This window comes from Streptomyces rishiriensis (assembly GCF_003112535.1).
Taxonomy (GTDB): Bacteria; Actinomycetota; Actinomycetes; order Streptomycetales; family Streptomycetaceae; genus Streptomyces; species Streptomyces rishiriensis.
Genome location: NZ_BEWA01000017.1, coordinates 323,633 through 341,622, shown reverse-complemented (window position 1 = coordinate 341,622; position 17,990 = coordinate 323,633). Strand labels below are relative to the sequence as shown.

General features: G+C 73.8%; 6 protein-coding genes. 3 read left to right on the top strand and 3 right to left on the bottom strand.

Translation table 11 applies throughout. The annotated features are described in order from the left end of the window. The first annotated feature begins 17 nt into the window (after positions 1–17). Genes Sri02f_RS29335 through Sri02f_RS29325 form a run of 3 tightly spaced genes read left to right on the top strand, consistent with a single transcriptional unit; the run spans position 18 to position 3,302 of the window. Positions 18–929: a carbohydrate ABC transporter permease gene (locus Sri02f_RS29335; RefSeq protein WP_245970854.1), complete on the top strand. Its 912-nt coding sequence runs from the start codon at positions 18–20 to the stop codon at positions 927–929. Between the two features lie 28 nt (positions 930–957). Then, positions 958–2,958 carry a DUF8034 domain-containing protein gene (locus Sri02f_RS29330; protein WP_109004334.1) on the top strand — a complete coding sequence of 667 codons (2,001 nt, stop codon included), beginning with the start codon at positions 958–960 and terminating at the stop codon, positions 2,956–2,958. After that, a complete protein-coding gene (locus Sri02f_RS29325) occupies positions 2,955–3,302 on the top strand; it encodes an L-rhamnose mutarotase (protein ID WP_109004333.1) in 348 nt (115 codons plus the stop codon). Before Sri02f_RS29330 ends, Sri02f_RS29325 begins: the two co-directional genes overlap by 4 nt. 44 nt (positions 3,303–3,346) lie before the next feature. On the opposite strand, the gene Sri02f_RS29320 is transcribed toward Sri02f_RS29325, so the two are convergent. The 3 genes from Sri02f_RS29320 to Sri02f_RS29310 are packed head-to-tail and all read right to left on the bottom strand — an operon-like array spanning position 3,347 to position 17,942. Further along, positions 3,347–7,369, bottom strand: coding sequence for a non-ribosomal peptide synthetase (locus Sri02f_RS29320; protein ID WP_109004332.1), 4,023 nt, complete (start codon positions 7,367–7,369; stop codon positions 3,347–3,349). Then, entirely contained in the window at positions 7,366–14,370 is a 7,005-nt protein-coding gene (locus Sri02f_RS29315) for a non-ribosomal peptide synthetase (protein ID WP_109004331.1), read from the bottom strand. The genes Sri02f_RS29320 and Sri02f_RS29315 overlap by 4 nt, the downstream gene beginning before the upstream one ends. Further along, complete coding sequence (locus Sri02f_RS29310) at positions 14,367–17,942, bottom strand: non-ribosomal peptide synthetase (RefSeq protein WP_159106797.1); 3,576 nt, start codon at positions 17,940–17,942, stop codon at positions 14,367–14,369. Before Sri02f_RS29310 ends, Sri02f_RS29315 begins: the two co-directional genes overlap by 4 nt. Between the last annotated feature and the right edge of the window lie 48 nt (positions 17,943–17,990).

The window sequence follows — 17,990 nt, the reverse complement described above, 5'->3', positions numbered from 1 at the left end:
AAGGGGAACCGGGCGCCATGAGCCGGCCGCGGCAGCGGACTCCGGAGCGGCGGCGTCCGCGTCCCCGGCGGCGCGTGGCGTCACGGCTGCTGACCGGTTCCGTGCTGGCCGTGTTCGTCGTGTTCTTCGTGCTGCCGGTGCTGTGGCTCGTCCTCGCGGCGACCAAGACCGACCAGCAGCTGGTCCACGACAACCCGCTGTCCTTCGGCTCCTTCCACGCCCTGAAGGCCAACTGGGACGCGCTCACGGCGTTCCAGGACGACGCCGTCCTGCAGTGGCTCGGCAACTCGGCGCTCTACTCGGTGATCTCGCTGGTGATCACACTCGGTGTCGCCGTTCCCGCGGGCTACGCCCTGGCCATGACCGAGTTCCGGGGCAGGCACACCCTGCTGGTCGCGACGCTGGTCGTGATGCTCATGCCGAACGCCACCCTGGTGGTGCCGCTGTTCCTGGAGATCAACGCGGTGCACCTGATCGGCACGATGTGGTCGATCATCCTGCCGTACTCGTTCTACCCGTTCGGCGTGTACCTGACGTACATCTACTTCACCACCGCCGTGCCGAAGGACCTGCTGGCGGCGGCACGCATGGACGGCTGCTCGGAGTTCCGCGTCTTCCGGCACATCGCGCTGCCGCTGGCGACCCCGGTCATCGCGCTCGTGGGCTTCTTCGGCTTCGTCGCCGACTGGACCAACTACTTCCTGCCGTACGTCATGCTCCCCGAGAGCAGCCAGATGCCCGTCCAGGTGGGGGTCGGAACCCTGCTCAGCAGCGTGCCGTCCTTCAACCCGACCGTCGGCGACCTGGCGATCCAGCGCCCGCAGCTGGCTCTCGCGACGCTCGTGGCCATCACGCCCGTGCTGATCGTCTTCCTCTTCGCCCAGCGCTTCCTGGTCAGCGGGATGCTCGCCGGCGCCACCAAGGAATGACGTCACCCCCTGAACGGAGTGCCTTCCCATGACCGCCAGATCCACCGGCCGCGCCCCGGGCGGCGACGCCCCCGCCTCCTCACCCGGCGTCCGGGCCGGGGTGCCGCTGCTCGAACCACCCGGCTGGGCCGTGGCCCAGCGCGCGCTGTTCGACCTGCTCGACCACGCCTGGCGCCGCTTCGCCCGCGACTTCACGGGCCCGGACGGACGGCTGAACTACTCCGGCCCGCTCACGACCCGTGACGGCGTGGACGACTTCTACGAGGTGTTCTTCAACTGGCCGCAGCTGTATCTCCTCGGCGGCGCGGACGATCTGCTGCCCGCGAGCGAGCGACACTGGGAGGGCGTGACCCGCCAGCTCACCGAACTGGGCATGCTGCACGACGAGTTCGAGCGGGGCTACGACTGGTTCCACCAGGGCGAGAGCCTGCTCCTGCTCTACTTCCTGTGCATGGCCGCGCCCGAGCGCTGGTCCGGACGCGCCCTGCGCTTCGCCGAGTTGTACGTCGACCGGGACAAGGGCAACTACGACCCCGAGCGCCGCGTCATCACCCGCCCCCACAACGGCAGCGACCCCGGCCGCACGGGCCTGTTCGACGGCGACGTCTACCCCTGGCTGCCGAAGGAAGCCGAGACATACGGCTTCCCGCTCGACTGGATCCCCGAGGCCGGCGGCGGCCCGTACCCGCTTTCGGCGGACCCGCGTCTCGGCGCGCAGATGCGGGACCGGATGGGCGTCGGCGACACCGCCGTCAATCTCGCCGCGGCGGGACTGGTCCTCAACGCCTTCATCCTGTCCGGCGAGGACCGCTACCGCGACTGGATCGTGGAGTACGTCGGCGCGTGGCGGGAGCGCACCGAGGCCAACGGCGGCCTCCTCCCCGACAACGCCGGCCCGGACGGCGTCGTCGGCAGCCTGCTGGAGGACCGCTGGTACGGCGGCCACTACGGCTGGTCCTGGCCGCACGGCTGGCACAGCGTGGGCCACGCGGCCTGTGTGGCGGCGGTGGCGGCGGCCACGGTCACCGGGGACGACGACTACCTCTCCATGGTCGCGACCTCACTCGACACCCTCATCGGCCACAGCAAGCTGATGCCCCACTCCGAGGCGGACTCCAGCCTCCCCTCCAAGTGGGCGGCCGAACTCGGCCCCGACATCCACACGCCCACCCCGCACCTGCCGTTCCGCCACAACGACGCGGGCTGGTTCGACTACAACCCGGTCACCCCGCCCGTGCCGGTGGCCCTGTGGCATCACACCGCCGCCGACACGGACCGCGTCCGGCTGGAGCGGCTGCGCGAGGTCGACGGCATCGACTGGCGCACCGTGCGGCCCTTCCGCGCCAAGGAGGAGTCCGGACACGAGAAGGCGTGGTTCGCCTTCCTCGCCGGCGACGACACCGGTTATCCCGAGCGGATCCTCGCCACCGCCCAGGCCCAGGTCCGCCACCGCCTGCGCCGCATCGAGCGCTACCGCGACCTCGACGTGCCCGAGGCCGACATCCACGTGTGGCAGCAGTGCAACCCCGTGGCCACCGAGGCCCTCGTCCAACTGACGTGGGGCGGCCCCCAGGTGCTCTACCAGGGCGGCCTCCAACAGGCCCGGCTGCGCTACCACGACGCCGACGCGCGCCGCGCCGGCCTGCCGCCGGACGTGGCCGCACTGGTCACCTCCATCGCTCCCGAAGCGACGACCGTCGAACTGGTCAACCTCTCCCCCGACGCCCAGCGCACGGTGATCGTGCAGGCCGGCGCCTTCGCCGAGCACACCATCACCGCCGTCCGCCACACCACCTGCCAGGACGACACCTGGACCGGCGACCTGTACGACTACGGCCACACCGAACCCGTCGTCACCGAGGCGGAGCAGCCCTGCGACAGCGCCTTCCTGACGGTTCTGCTGCCCGCCTCCACCCGGATCCGGCTCACCCTGCGCCTCCAGCTGCGCGCCAACGCACCCAGCTACCGCACGCCGTTCGACGCCCCGGCCGAGACGTTCTCGCCGGTCACCGAGGGAGAGACCCCATGAAGCGCATCGCCCAGACCATCAGGCTCCGGCCCGAACGCCGCGAGGAGTACCTCGAACTCCACTCCGCCGTCTGGCCCGGCGTCCAGGCCGCCCTGCGCCGGGCGAACATCCGCAACTACAGCATCTTCCTCCACGGCGATGTCCTGTTCGCCTACTCCGAGTACCACGGCGACGATTTCGAGGCCGACATGGCGGCGCTCTCAGCCGACCCCGAGACCCGGAAGTGGTGGAAACTCACCGACCCCTGCCAGGAGCCGTGGCCCGACCGGGGCGAATCCCGCCAGTGGACGGAACTCAGCGAGATCTGGCGCCTGGACCCGCCCGGCGAAGACGCCACCGCCTGAATCGGCCCGCGGCAGACAAACCGACCGGGAACCTGCCGTGACCTTCACCCCCGCCCCCGTCCTCGTCGACGCCCACCGCCACCGGTGGGCTGAGTCGTCCGGTCGATCAGTCGGGCGAGTTCGGAGACGTACGGTGGCTCGAACAGGGTGAGGTGGTCTCCTTCCAGGACGTGGTGGGTCAGCCGGGCGGGAGCACAGACACGGGACCAGCGGCGGATCGCGGCGCGCCGGAGGTCCCCGTCCTGTTCGTCGGCCTGAACGAGGGCGACCGGGCCGGCGTACCGCGACGGGCGGTAGGCCCGGGCGGCCCGCAGATGGGCGCGGTTGGTGCGCCGCCGGAGGTCCAGCCGGAGCGACTCGGCGGCGCTCAGGTCCTGCGCCGCCGCTGCGGTTCCCGCCGCGTCCCGGTCGTCGTCGTCCCCGTCGGACTCCGGGTGCTGCGCGGTGAGGTAGCTTTCGACGAGAAAGACCATCTCCGCGCGCTCACCCCGCAGTTCGAGCAGCCGGGCCATTTCGAAGGCGACCAGGCCGCCCATGGACCAGCCGAGCAGCAGGTACGGGCCGGTCGGGGCCACCGCGCGTACGGCCGCCAGATAGCGGGCGGCCAGCGCCTCGACGCTCAGGTCCTCCTGCCGGTCCTCGTGGTCGGCGCCGTCCGCCGGTGTCTGGAGCGCGTACAGCGGGCCGCGCAGCTCGGGGCAGGCAGCGAGATGGCGGAAGCCGGTGGCCTCACCCCCTGCCGGGTGGACGCAGAACAGCGGGGCGCCCTCGCCCCGGGGCCTCAGTGCCACGATGTCGTCCGGAAGGGCGTGCGGGCCGGCGTTGCGCGCCTTGAGCAGGCGGGCCAGGTGCTTCGGCGTGGCCGCCCTTCCGGTCCGCCCCACCTCATGATCCGCATCTGGACCCGGCCCCGCCTCCGGTTCCGAGAAAAGCACGGGCACCGGGAGCTCGGCGTGGAACTCCGCGTTGAGGCGTGCGATCAGCCGTACGGCGAGCAGGGAATGGCCGCCGAGTGCGAAGAAGTCGTCGTCCGCGCCGACGGGGGCCACGCCGAGCAGCTTCTCGAAGACCCGGGCCACGGCGGCTTCCACCAGGTCGGCCGGCGGTGTCGCGGCCCCGCCCGCCGACGGGAGCGGCGACCCGGATCCGCCGGCCGTGGCGAGGGAGCGCACCGCGGCCTGGTCCACCTTGCCGTTCGATGTGAGGGGTATCGCCTCGGTCCTCGCATACGTGGTCGGCACCAGCTGGGCCGGCAGCCGCTCGGCCAGATGGGCGCGCAGGGCCTGCGCCGTCGTGGTGCGGACGTCGTCGGCGACGACACAGGCGGCCAGCTGGTCGCCGGATTCCGCGTCGGCGACCAGGACGACGGCGGCGTCCCGCACACCGGGGTGCCGCAGCAGCGCGGCCCGGATCTCCTCGGGCTCCGCCCGTACCCCGTTGACCTTGATCTGATCGTCCACCCGCCCCAGGTATCGGACCAGGCCGTCCGGACCGACGCAGGCGAGGTCGCCGGAGCGGTAGAGACGCCGGCCGGGCTCCGGTGAGAAGGGGTGCGGTACGAACCGTTCGGCGGTGGCGGCCGGCGCGCCCAGATATCCGCGGGCGAGGCTCGTGCCGCCTATGTAGATCTCACCCGGCACGCCCACCGGAACGGGGGTGAGGTCGTCGTCCAGGACGAGGACCTCGGCGTGGTCCATGGGCCGTCCGATGGGGACGGGGCCGGGGCCGTCGTGGGCGCCCACCTCGTGCACGCACACGCCGACGGCGGTCTCGGTCGGCCCGTACTCGTTGAAGATCCTCGTCTCCGGGGCATGTGCCGTCCAGAGGTCGACCGCGCTCCTGTCCAGGGCCTCCCCGCCGAGGACGAGGGAACCGGTGATCCCGGTGAAGTCGTCTGGTTCCAGGCACCGGTTGACCACCTTCAGGTGCGACGGGGTCAGCTTGAGCAGGTCGAGGCCGGTCCGGTCGGCCAGGTCCGCGGACAGGGCGAGGGCGTCCCGCCAGGCGGGGTCGAGGAACACCGGGCGACCGGTGACGAGCGGCAGGAACAGACTCGTCACGGTGAGGTCGAAGCCGATCGAGGAATGCGCCATCGCCCCGCCCATGCCGCCCCGGCCGCCCTCGTCGCGGCCCCGGCCGTCCGCGCCGTAGCCCTGGTCGCGGTCTTCTGCGCCGTCGCGAACGTCATCTGAAGCGACGTAGGTCCGCGCGCTCCACAGCAGGTAGTCGCACACGGCCCGGTGGGGCAGCATCACCCCCTTCGGCGTCCCGGAGGAGCCGGAGGTGAACATGATGTACGCGAGGTGGTCCGGGCCCGCCTCGCACGGCCCTCCGGGTCCGGCGTCCGGGTCCGTGTCGGCGGGGGGCTGTTCGCGCAGGTCGAGGCAGGCGACTCCCTCGGCCGCGACCGCCTCGTCCGGACGGTCGGTGAGCAGGGTGCGGCATCCGGCCCGCTCCAGCAGTTCCCGGGTCCGCAGGGGCGGGAGCAGCGGATCGAGCGGCACATACGTCCCTCCGGCCTTGAGCACGGCCAGCAGGGCCACGACCAGCGCGGCCGAGGGGGCCGCCCGCACCGCCACCGGGGTTTCGACGCGGACGCCCCGGGCGCGCAGCACGCCGCTCCACCGGTCCGCCTGCGTGTCGAGTTCCCGGAAGGTCAGCCGTTCGGTTCCGGCCACGACGGCGAGGGCGTCCGGGGACCGTCGGGCCTGCCGCTCGACGAGGCCGTGCAGACACCGGCCGTCCGCCGGTTCCTGGAGGCGGCCCCGCAGTTGGCCGGCGCCCGCCGCGGAAGGCAGGCGCGCCTCGCGCACGGGGGTGGCGGGAGCGGCCGGCAGGGCGGCGAGCAGAACGGCGTACTGGTCGGCCAGCGCCCGGACGTAGGCGTCGTCGAACTGTCGGCCGTCGTAGTGCCAGGTCGTGCGGCCTTCCGTCGTGCCCAGGGCGCAGGTCAGCCGCAGGGCGTGGGACTCGGTCTCGACGTCGTCCCAGGCCACGGCGAAGGTGACGCCGCCAGCGCGCCGCGGGGCCGGGGCGTCCACGCAGACGAAACCGATGTCGCGGCCCGCCTGCTCCGGGGGGCCGCAGGACGGGTCGTCCTGCTGGGCCTCCTCGGCGTCGGACAGGGCGCGTTCCGCGCGGGCGGCGAGGGCGTCGAGGACCAGACCGGCGTCGATCCGCGCGGTGATCGGCGCCCACTGGGCGAAGTGGCCGACGGCGGTGGCCGTCTCCTCGAAATACCGGCCACCGATCAGCGCGTCGACGGTGATGTCACGCTGTCCGCCGATCCTGGACAGGAGCGTCTGCCAGCAGGCGAGCAGCACAGCGCCCGGCCGCACGCGCCGCCGCCGCGCGTAGTCGAGGACGGCCCGCGTGACGGCGTCCGGCAGGGGCGCGGTGACGGTACGGCGCTCCGGCCGGCCGGAGCCCGCAGGCCGGCGCAGCGGCAGGGACAGCCGTGGAGCGGGGCCGCCCGGCGCCGGATGCGGTGGTTCCTCGCCGTACTCCTGGTGCTGCCACTCGGTGAACTGGCTGTACTGCAGCACCTCGTCGGTGGGCGGTGTGCCCGCGTACCGCTCGGCCAGCTCGTCGACGAGCAGCCGCAGCGTGCGGCCGTCCGCGGCCAGGGCGGTGGTGGTGAGCAGCAGGGCGTGCCGGCCGGGGCCGAGGGCGAAGAGGGCGGCCCGCAGCACCGGGTCGTCCGGGCCGCCGTGCGGCAGCTGCCGCCGGGCGCGAACCTCCTCGTCGATCCTGCGGCGGCGCGCCGTCTCGTCGAGATGCCCCAGCTCCTCCTGGGACCAGCGTGGGCCCGGACCGTCCGCGTCGTGGACGACGAGGAGGGCGGTGCGGGCGCCCGGCACCTGCCGGTAGGCCGAGCGGAGAATCTCGTGCCGGGCCACCGTGTCGTGCAACGCGGCCCTGAGCCGGTCCGTGTCCAGTTCGCCGTCGAGTGTGACGAGCACCTGAGCCCAGGAGGGCCCGCGTGCGGCGAGCTCCCAGAGCCGTCGCTGCCGGAACGACAGCCGGAACCCCTCCACCTGCCGCGCCTGCTCCGCCTCCGCCGTCACTGGTACCTCACCATGTCGCCCATGGCGACGAGGAGTTCGCGCTCGCCGCGGAAGGGGTTGCGGGCGTGCGCGGCGAGGATGTTGTCCAGCAGCATCACGTCACCGCGCTCCCAGGGGAAGGACACCTCCAGCTCCTGGTAGACCCGCAGGATCTCGTGCATCGCCTCGTCGGGTATCTCGGTGCCGTCGCCGAACCGGCAGCTGCGCGGGAGTTCCTCCGCGGCCATGGTGGACAGCAGCGACTCCCGCACCTCCGCGGAGAGGCAGGCGGTGTGCCAGTGCTGTGCCTGGTTGAACCAGGACCACTCGCCGGTGCGCGGATGGCGCAGCACGGCGGGCCGTACGGCGGTGGTGCGCAGCCGGTCGCCGTGCCACTCGTGGCGCAGCCCTTGTCGGGCGCAGCGGGCCTCGGCCTCGGCCCGGTCCCCGGTCCGGAAGACGTCCCGCCAGTCGAGGCCGAGCCCGGTGCCGTAGTTGCGGACGTACATGACTCCCTTGGCGGTGAACTCCTCTCGCAGCGCCGGGTCCATCCTTCGGTGGACGGCGCGGCTGTCGACCACGGGTGTCTCGCCGCCGGAGTCGGCCGGGCGGGCGCAGGCGAACCAGATGCGGGTCGGCCCCTCGTCGTTGAAGGAGTTCTCGTTGTGCCAGAGCAGTTTCTCCTCCGGCGGGAAGAACACCGGCGTGTAGACGTTGCCGCCGAGTGCGGCGCGCGGGTGCTCGCCGTTCTCACCGAAGAGGTCGTCGACGAAGACGGAGGCGAAGCGTTCCAGGGCGTCCGGGTCCGTGACGGCGAAGCCCCGGAACAGCAGGGCCCCGTGCCGTTCCAACTCCGTGTCGAGCCGGGCACGGTGCTCGCGGGCCCAGGCCACCAGGTCGACGTCGGCGCTTGCCGGGCGCAGCACGAGCGGCAGGTCGGCGCCCTCCCGCAGCGGCTCGCGTACGACCACGTCGTCCGAGGCCACGGTGACCTTGGTGGGCTTGATCCCGCGCAGGGCGCCGGGGCCGCGCCGCCGGGCCCGCCCCGGCCCGGAGGAACGGGCCGTGGGAGCCGTCGTGGGCAGGGGCGCCTCGGCGATCGAGGCGTCCGGCCGGGCGGCCATGTCCGCGACCAGCGCGAGGTACTGCTCGCGCAGTTCCGCCATGGTCGACGCGTCGAAGAGGTCGGGGTCGTAGTTGAGGAACCCGGCGACCCCGTCGTCGTCCTCCTCCAGGACGAGGGTGACGTCGAAACGGCTGGTGTCGATGAGGTCCACCGTGAACGGGCTCAGTCGCAGGCCGGCCATGGCGTCGGCCGCCCGCCGGTTGCTGTTGAGCACGAGCTTGATCTGGAACAGCGGGCTCTGGTTGCGGGTGCGGGGCGGGCTGAGGGCCTTGACGACCTCCTCGAACGGCAGGTCCTGGTGGGCATAGGCGTCCAGTGCCACGTCCTTGGTGCGGCCCAGCAGTTCGCGCCAGGTGGGGGCGCCGGTGAGGTCGGCGCGCAGCACGATCTGGTTGACGAAGAAGCCGATCAGCGGTTCGGTCCTGCTGTCGGAGCGGCCGGCGACGTCCGAGCCCACCACGAGATCGGTCTCTCCGGTCCTCCGGTTCACCACCGCGTACAGGGCGGCGAGCAGCGCCATGAACAGGGTGCCGTCCTCCACCCGGCACAGCGCGCGGATCCCGTCCGCCGTCGGGGCCGGGATCCGGAAGCGCAGGCTTTCGCCCCGGTTCTCTGGGTGTGCCGGGCGCGGCCGGTCCAGGGGCAGCCCGGGCAGGTCGAGGATGCCCCTCAGGCGCGCCGTCCAGTGCTCCACCAGGCGGTCGAAGTGGCCGGCCTCGGCGAGCCGCCGCTGCCAGAGCGCGTAGTCCGCGTACTGCACCGGCAGTTCGGGCAGGCGGGGCGGCCGGTGCTCGCGGCCCGCCGTGTACAGCTCGGCCAGTTCGTCCAGCAGGACGGCGGCCGACCAGCCGTCCACCGTCACATGATGGGCCGCCAACAGCAGCACGTGGTCCGCCGTGTCCAGCCGGAGCAGCCCGGCCCGCAGTACGGGCCCGGTGGCCAGGTCGAAGGGCTCGGCGTACTGCTCCCTGGCCAGCCGCCGCGCCTGCGCTTCCCGTTGCTCCGGCGGGTGGGAGGTCAGGTCGGTGAGCGGGAGCGCGGGCGGCCCTGCCGGCAGTACGGTCTGGAACGGCTGCCCCTCCCGGGCGGTGATCACGGTCCTGAGCACCTCGTGCCGCCGTACGATCTCCCCCACCGCCCGGCGCAGCAGGTCCACGTCGAGTTCGCCCGTCAGCCGGACGAGGACCGGGAAGTTGTACTGGGCGGTGCCCGAATCCATCTGGTGGAGGAACCACAGCCGTTCCTGGGCGAAGGAGGCCGGCACCGTCGCGTCCCGTTCGGCGGGGGCCAGCGCGGGCAGCACGGGCCGGTTCTTCGCGGCGACCAGGCCGTCGACGAGGTCGGCCAGCGCGCCGAGTGTCGAGGCGTCGAACGGGCCGCGGATCGGCACCTCCACCTCGAACTCCTCCCGCAGCCGGAACACGAGCCGGAAGGTGAGCAGGGAGTGCCCGCCGAGGTCGAAGAAGTCGTCCTCGGCACGGATGCCGTCGCGGCCGAGCAGTTCGCTCCAGATGGCGGCCATCCGCCGTTGCGTGGCGGTGAGTTCGGCCTCCGGCCGCGCCTCGCGGTCCTCGCCGTCCTCGTTCTCGGTCGTCAGCGACAGGTCCGTGAGCGCGGCACGGTCGACCTTGCCGTTGGCGTTGAGCGGGATCCGGCGCAGCACGACGTAGCGGGCCGGCAGAAGGGGGCCGGGCAGGCGTTCGGCGAGCCGGGACTCGATGCCGGGCAGCGCGGCGAGAGCCGCGGGGCGCCACAGCGGTGCGGTGGCGAGATGGTGCGGCTCCGTGGCGGTGACGACCGGCGGGAGCGCCGCCGGCGGCGTTCCCCGGCGGTGCAGCAGCAGGTCGTAGGAGCCGTCGGGCCGTCCCTCGGCCCAGCTCGGTTCGGCTTCGTACCCGTGGCGTCCGGCCAGGCGGCACAGCTCGTCCGGGGCGACGCCCGGCCGTACGGCGTCCGGCGCCGCGCCGGAGAGCCGGGCCAGCAGCCGCAGGTCCCCCGCCAACCGGGCGTCGGGGATGCCGCGCAGCACGAGCCGGTCGGGGCGTTGTGCGCCGAGCAGCTCGTCCAGGCCGTCGGAGTCCAGGCCCTCCGCCTGCCAGTCCCGCTCCGGCGGCGCCCCGCCCGCCCCTGTCCCCGCGCCGTCGTCCGCCGTGCGCTCGCCGGTGACGGTGAGGACGACGTCGTAGCGGTACCGGGTCAGTTCGTTGTCGGCCGTTCCCCGTTTCGGCAGGACCCTTGCCGAGCCGACCCGCGGCCATCGTGCGGCCAGTGCGCCGAAGAAGCGGGGATCGAGGCAGAGTTCGTTCTCGGTCTCCACGCGCCAGGCGGTCTCGGCGCGCAGGACGGCGTCGGGCGTGCCCGGCTTCGCCCGGTGGGCGGCGACGGAGGCGTGGAAGGCTTCCAGGAGGGCGAGGTTGCGTACGTCGCCGAGGAACACGTGACCGCCGGCGGGCAGCGCGTCGATCGCCCGCTCCAGGACCGCCAACAGGTAGTCCACGGACGGGAAGTACTGGATCACGGAGTTCAGGATCACGGTGTCGTACGTCTCGCCCGGCCGGATCGCGAGATGCGCGGGGCCGGCCCGCAGTCCGATCCGGGCGGGGGCGTCCGCGCCGCCGATGTCACGCCGCAGGCGTTCGACGACCTGCTCGGACAGGTCGACGCCCTGGTAGAAGTCGCAGTCGGGGGCGACTCGGGCGAGGATCAGGCCGGTGCCGCAGCCGATCTCCAGGGCTCTGTTCGGCCGCAGCGCGCGTATGCGGCCGACCGTGGCGTCGAGCCACTCGCGCATCGCTTCGGCCTCGATCGGCTCGCCGGTGTAGCTGCTGTTCCAGCCGGCCAGGTCGAACGACGGGTCGGCGGGGCGCTCCGCGCGGCCGTAAGTGTCCTCGTACAGCGTGCGCCAGCGGCTCACCCAGTCCGTCTCGGCCGCTGCGTCCGACGGTGCGCCGGCGTCGGGGTCGGGGCTGACGAAGGCGACCAGCCGCCGGGACTCGGGGGTGGGGCCGTGCGCGATCACGGCGGCCTCCCGGACCGCCGGATCCCGGGCCAGCGTGGCGGCCACCTCCTGCGGCTCTACCCGGTGACCACGGATCTTCACCTGGTCGTCGAGGCGGCCCAGGTATTCGAGGTCCCCGCCGGCCGTCCGGCGCACCCGGTCACCGGTCCGGTACAGGCGTCCGCCCGGCTCGCGGCCGAAGGGGTCGGGAACGAAGCGCTCCGCCGTCAGGGCGGAGCGGTTCCAGTAGCCGTGGCAGACGCCCGCCCCGCCGACGTACAGCTCTCCGGGCGCGCCCGGCGGCACCGGGTTCATCGCCTCGTCGAGCACGTACAGCCGCACGTGGTGCACGGGCCTGCCGATCGGCACCCGGCCGAAGCCGCCGACCGGGCGCGCGCTGTCGTAGGCGGCGCAGGCCACGGCGGTCTCCGTCGGACCGTACTCGTTGACGATCCGGGGCGCTCCGGCCCCCGTGCGCCAGACCGCGAGCCGCTCCTCGTGCAGTTCCTCGCCGCCGACGACCAGGGTGCGGGTCCACGCCCCGGCGCGCGCGGGGGCCGGGGAGCCCTCCAGCATCTTCAGGTGCGAGGGGGTGAGCTTGACGAAGGCGAGACCGGAGTCCGCCTCGGCCGAGGCGCGCAGAGCCTCGCCGGGTGTGCCGGAGTCGTCGGCGAGCAGCAGGCGCCGGCCGGCCAGCAGGGGGGCGAAGAGGCTCGTCACGGTCAGGTCGAAGGAGAGCGAGGAGTGCACGGGGACGGCTCCGTCCGCCCCCGGCGGCAGGTACGTCTCCACCGCCCACAGCAGGTAGTTGGCGACCTGGCGGTGGGAGAGCATGGCCCCCTTGGGCCCACCGGTGGAGCCGGAGGTGTACATCAGGTACATCAGGTCGTCGGGCCCGCCGTCGCTCTCCGGCGGGGCCCCGGTCGCCTCCTCGGCCACCCGGTCGGGGTCCGCCACGACGGTCACGATGTCCACGGCGGTCGGAATGTCCGGGACGGCCGGGACGGCCGACACGGCCGGGGCCCCCGGGTCCCCCGGTCGTGCGCCGGTGACCAGCAGCACGGCCCCGCTGTCGTGCAGCATGAAGTCGCGCCGAGCCTTCGGATAGGCCGGGTCGAGCGCGACGTACGCGGCGCCGCTCTTCAGTACGGCGAGCAGCGCGACCAGCGCCTCGGGCGTGCGGGGCAGCAGCACCGCGACCACGCGGCCGGGACCGGCGCCGAGGCCGCGCAGCCGGTGGGCGAAGCCGTTGGCGCGGCGGTCGAGTTCCCCGAAGGTCAGGTCGGCGCGGCCCGGCGCCGACACGGCCACCGCGTCGGGCGCGATGCGCGTCCGCTCGGCGAAGAGCCGGTCCACGCGCGCGTCCTCGGGGCGTTCGGCGGCTGCGCCGTGCCCCTCGCGCAGGACCCGCTCGCTCTCCACGGCCGTCAGCAGCGGCAGTTCACCGATCCGTGTGCCGGGGGCGGCGGCCACGGCGTCGAGCAGGACGCCCAGCGAGCCCGCGAGCCGCTCACCGGTCGCCGTGTCGAACAGGTCCGTGGCGTGGATGAGCCGGACCTCCAGTCCGGCGTCGGTCTCCCAGACGTTCAGGTCGAGGTCGAAGCGGGCGGCGCCGTGGTCCAGGTGGTCCAGGGGAATCAGACCGATCCCGCCCGGCAGGGCGCGAACCGGACGCGGCGGCGTGTTGTGCAGGGTGAAGTTGACCTGGTAGACCGGGTTCCGGCCGGGGCTGCGCTCCGGGTGCAGTCGCCGGGCGATCAGGTCGAGGGGAACGTCCTGGTTCTCGTACGCCTCCAGGCACGTCGTGCGGACCTCGGCGAGGAAGTCCTCGAAGGACGCCTGCGGTGCGACCCGCGAGCGCAGCGGGACCGAGTTGGCGAAGAAGCCGACCAGATCGTGGAAGCCGCGATAGCGCCGGTTGGCGACAGGGGTGCCGACGACGACGTCGTCGTGGCCGCCGTACCGGGCGAGGACGATCTGGAACGCCGCGAGCAGCACCATGAACAGGGTGCTGCCGGTGCGCGCCGAGACCTTCCGCAACGCGTCGGTCACGGGCGCGGGAACGGTGAAGACCGTGGACTCGGCGCGCCCCTCGGGGTGTTCGGGGCGGGGGCGGTCGGCGGGCAGCGGCATCGGGTCCGGGGCGCCGGCCAGCCTGCGTTCCCAGTAGTCCAACTGGCCGGCGGCCTCGGCGCCTTCGGCCCACTCGTGCTGCCAGCGGGCGTACTCGGCGTACTGCACCGTGTGGTCGGGCGGTTCGGGCGTCCGTCCGTCCAGGCGCGCCCCGTACGCGGTGCCCAGATCGCTCAGCAGGACGCCCAGCGACCAGCCGTCGACGACCGCGTGGTGGAAGGTGAGCACCAGGACCGCGTCGTCGGCGGCGAGGCGGAGCAGCCGGAACCGCACCAGCGGTCCCGCGGCCAGGTCGAACCGCTCCTCGGCGTCCGCCCGCGCGAGTCGCTCGGCCTCCGCCTGCCGGTCGTGCCCCGGCAGCGCGGTCAGGTCGACGACGGGCAGCGCGCGATGCCGGTGCGGCAGGACCCGCTGCACGGTACGGCCGTCCCGGACCGGAAGGACGGTGCGCAGGACGGCATGGTGGCGCAGCAGGTCGTTGAGCGCGGCTTCGAGGGCGGTGTCGTCCAGCGGTCCGGTGAGACGGTGCACGACGGGGCTGTGGTAGGCCGGGCTGTCCGGATCCAGCCCGGACAGGAACGCCATCCGGCGCTGGGTGAAGGACGCGGGGGCCTCCCCGTCGTCGTCCAGGGCGGGCAGCCCGGTCGGCACGCCCTTCTCCCACAGACGCTGGCGCAGCAGGGCCCGCTGCCCGGCGGGGAGGCGTTCGATCCTGGCGCGCAGTTCCGCTTCTGTCGCGTCGGCCGTCTTCGTGGTGTGCGTCATGCGGTTCCCCCCGCTCGTCCCTCGGCGCGCCGGGACTCGGCGAGCCGCTCCAGTTCGGCGACCAGGCCGTCGAGTTGTTCCGGGTCGTCGTCCGTTCTCGCGGTCGCCGGTACGGCCGCCGCCTCGCCGGCGGCCCCCTCGACCTCGACGGCGAGGCCGGCCAGGGTCGGCACGTCGAACAGGGTGCGCAACGGCAGGGCCACCCCGAGCCGTTCGCGGACCGCGGTGCGCACCACCGAGGCCAGCAGCGAGTGACCGCCGACGAGGAAGAAGCTGTCGTGCACCCCGAAGGACCGCACGCGCAGGGCATCCGCCCAGATCTCCCACAGCGCCCGCTCCGTCGCCGTCCTCGGCGGCACGGTTCCGGCGTCGGGCGGGCCGGCCGCGTCCTCGGCGATGCCGGGCAGCGCCCGTCCGTCGATCTTGCCGCTGGGCGTCGTGGGCAGCTCGTCGAGCAGGAGGACGTGCCCGGGCACCATGTGCGAGGGGAGCCGGTCCCGCAGCCCGCCCAGCAGCTCCGGCGGGGACGGCCGATGCCCCGGCCCGGGGACGACGTAGGCGACCAGCCGCCGGTCCCCGGCGACGTCGACCGCCCGCACGACGCATTCGCGCACGTCGTCGCGGGCCAGCAGCGCCGCCTCGATCTCCCCCGGCTCGATGCGGTAGCCGCGGATCTTCACCTGCTGATCGGCCCGGCCGAGGAAGTCCAGCGCCCCGTCCGGGAGCCTTCGCACCAGGTCGCCGGTGCGGTACATCAGCGCCCCCGGCCCGGGGGCGAACGGATCCGGCAGGAAGCGCTCCGCGGTGCGGCCCGGGCGGCCCAGATAACCCCGGGCGAGCCCCAGCCCGCCGACGTACAACTCGCCGGTCACCCCGATCGGCACGGGCCCCAGCTCCTGGTCCAGCACGTGCAGCGTGGTGTTGGTGAGGGCGGAGCCGATGGGCACGCTCGGGGCGTCCTCGGGCAGCCGGTCCACCCGGTGGGTCGTGGAAAACGTCGCGTTCTCGCTCGGGCCGTACCCGTTGTGCAGGTGACCGGGCGGCGCGCCTCCGCGCAGCACCGCGCGCGTGCGCCGGGGGTCCATCACCTCTCCGACGACGAAGAGGTGGCGCAGTCCGCCGAAGGCCCTCGGGTCGATGTCGGTCACCCGGTTGAAGAGGGTGCCGGTGAGAGCGACGATCGTCGGCCGCAGCTCACGCAGCGCGGCCAGCACCTCGTCGGGCCCGAGGGGTTCGTCGCCGGGCAGCACGTCCACCCGGGCGCCGTTGCACAGCGCCCCCCACACCTCGAAGGCGGTGATGTCGAAGGCCGGGTCGCCGAGGTGCAGCAGGACGTCGCCGGGGCCGACGGACACGTAGTCGGTCGCGGTGGTCAGCCGCACGACGGCCCGATGGGGTATGCCGACGGCTTTGGGCCGCCCGGTCGACCCGGAGGTGTACACCACGGCCGCCAGCCCGACGGGGTGGGAGCGGGACCACGGAAGGGGACCGACGGGGCAACGCGCGACGTGCGCCGGGCCGGCCGCCGCAGGCCTGTCATGTGCGGGACCCGCTGCCGGGGGCCCCTGCCGCTCCGGGCCGGTGGCGACGGCCGGCGCGAGCGCGGGCTCGGGTGCGGCAGGCGTGCCGGCTCCCCGGTCGGCCGACGCCGGACGCGTGCCGGGTTCCCGGTCGGCCGACGCCGGCTCCTGGCGCTGCGGGTCGCCCGCGCCGGTGCCGTCGTGCTCCGCGTCGGTGAGCCGCAGCACGGGTACGCCCAGGCCGTGCAGCCAGGCGGGGGGTTCGGCGTTGCCGAGGACGGCCGAGATCTCGACGTCCTCGGCCATGAACCGCAGTCGTTCCACGGGGTGGCCGGGGTCGAGGACGAGGGGTGCGCCACCGGCCAGAAGCACGCCGAGCATGCCCGTGACCAGGTCGGCGGAGCGTCGCATGGGCAGGGCGACGACGGAGTCCGGCGTGACGCCCGCCGCGATCAGGGCCCGTCCGACCCGCTCGGCCCGCACCCGCAGCCGCGCGTACGTCCAGGTTCCGGTGCGGTCGGTGAGGGCGACGGCTTGCGGGACGCGGTCCGCCCATGCGAGGAACAGGCCGTCCACGGTGGCCGGTTCGGGCAGGGGACGGTCGGTGGCGTTCCAGGCGTCGATCCGGGCCCGGTCCTCGGGCGACAGCACCGGAATCTCCGCGATCCGCCGGTCGGGGGTCTCGGCGAGGGCGATGAGCAGCGCGCGCAAGGCGGTCGCCATACGGTCGGCCGACTCCGGCAGCCACAGGTCGGACGCGAGGCGCAGCTCGGCCCCGAGGCCGCCGCGCCCATCGTCCTCGGTCACCGTGCACTGGAGGTCATAGGGGACGGTCGCGTCGTCGAGGGTGAGCGCGGACGTGCTGAGCCCCGCCGCGGTGAAGCCGGTACGCCGCGCCCCCGCCACGGCGAAGACCGCCTGACAGAGCGGGTGGCGGCTCAAGTCCCGCTCCTGGCCCATGAGTCGAACGAGCCGGCCGAAGGGGACGTCGGCGTGCCGCTCCGCCTCGTCCCGGGCGTGTGCGAAGCGCCGGACCGCTTCGCGCAGGGAGGGACGGCCCGTCAGGTCGACCCGCAGCAGGAGCAGATCCTCGTACGGCCCGAACGCCGTCCGCGCGACGGCCGGCGGACGACGGTCCACAGGGATGCCTGACACCACGTCGTACCGACCCGTCCAGCGCGCCAGCAGCATGGTGAAGGCGACCGCCGGCACCGTCCACGCCGGTACGCCCTCCTCGCGGGCGAGTCTCTTCAGGGCCTCGGCGTGTCGGTCGTCGAGGAGCAGCTCACGGCCCGTCGCCCGGTGGGTCGGTGTCCTCGGCCGGGTCCGGTCGAACGGCAGGTCGAGCGGCGGAAGACCCGCCAGCCGCCGCTTCCAGTACAGCAGCCCCTCGTCCGGGGCTGCCGGCTCCGAGGCGAGCGGCTCCGAGGCGAGCGGGTCCGAGGCGAGCGGGTCCGAGGCGGGCCGGTGCGCGGTCGAGGGGGGCATCCGGGCCAGGTCCTCGCCCGATGCCGCGTACTCGCAGGCCAGTTCACGCTCGAGCACGGTGAGAGAGGCCCGGTCGGCGACGATGCGGTGCGCCGTGAGCAGCAGCACGTGCCGCTCCGCGCCGCTGCGCACCAGGGTGGCACGCAGCGCCGGCGCCCGGTCGAGAGCGAAGGGCCGGGCGCTCTCCTCCGCGAGCACACGGCGCAGTTCCGCCTCGGCCACGGATCCGTCCCCGGCGTCCGTCCCCGGGGCGGATCCGCCGTCGACGTCCAGACGCCGCAGCGGAACGTCGGCCGTGGCGCGGACGGTACGACGCGGTCCGTTCCCGCGATCCTCGAAGGTACTGCGGAGCAGGTCGTGGCGGGCGACACAGGCCCGCAGTGCGGACGTCAGCCGACCGGCGTCCAGCGGGCCCTCGACGAGAGTGGCGGCGGACACGTGGTGGACCGGGGCGGCGACGGCGATCTGCTCCAGGTACCAGAGTCTTTCCTGGCCGTCGGAGAGCCGCAGCCGGGGGGCTCCCGCCGAGCGGGCCGTCGGTCGTGTTTCCAGGTCGTCGTGCACGATGGCCTTCCCTGGTTCGCGGTGCGGCGGGTGGGTGACGGACCGGGA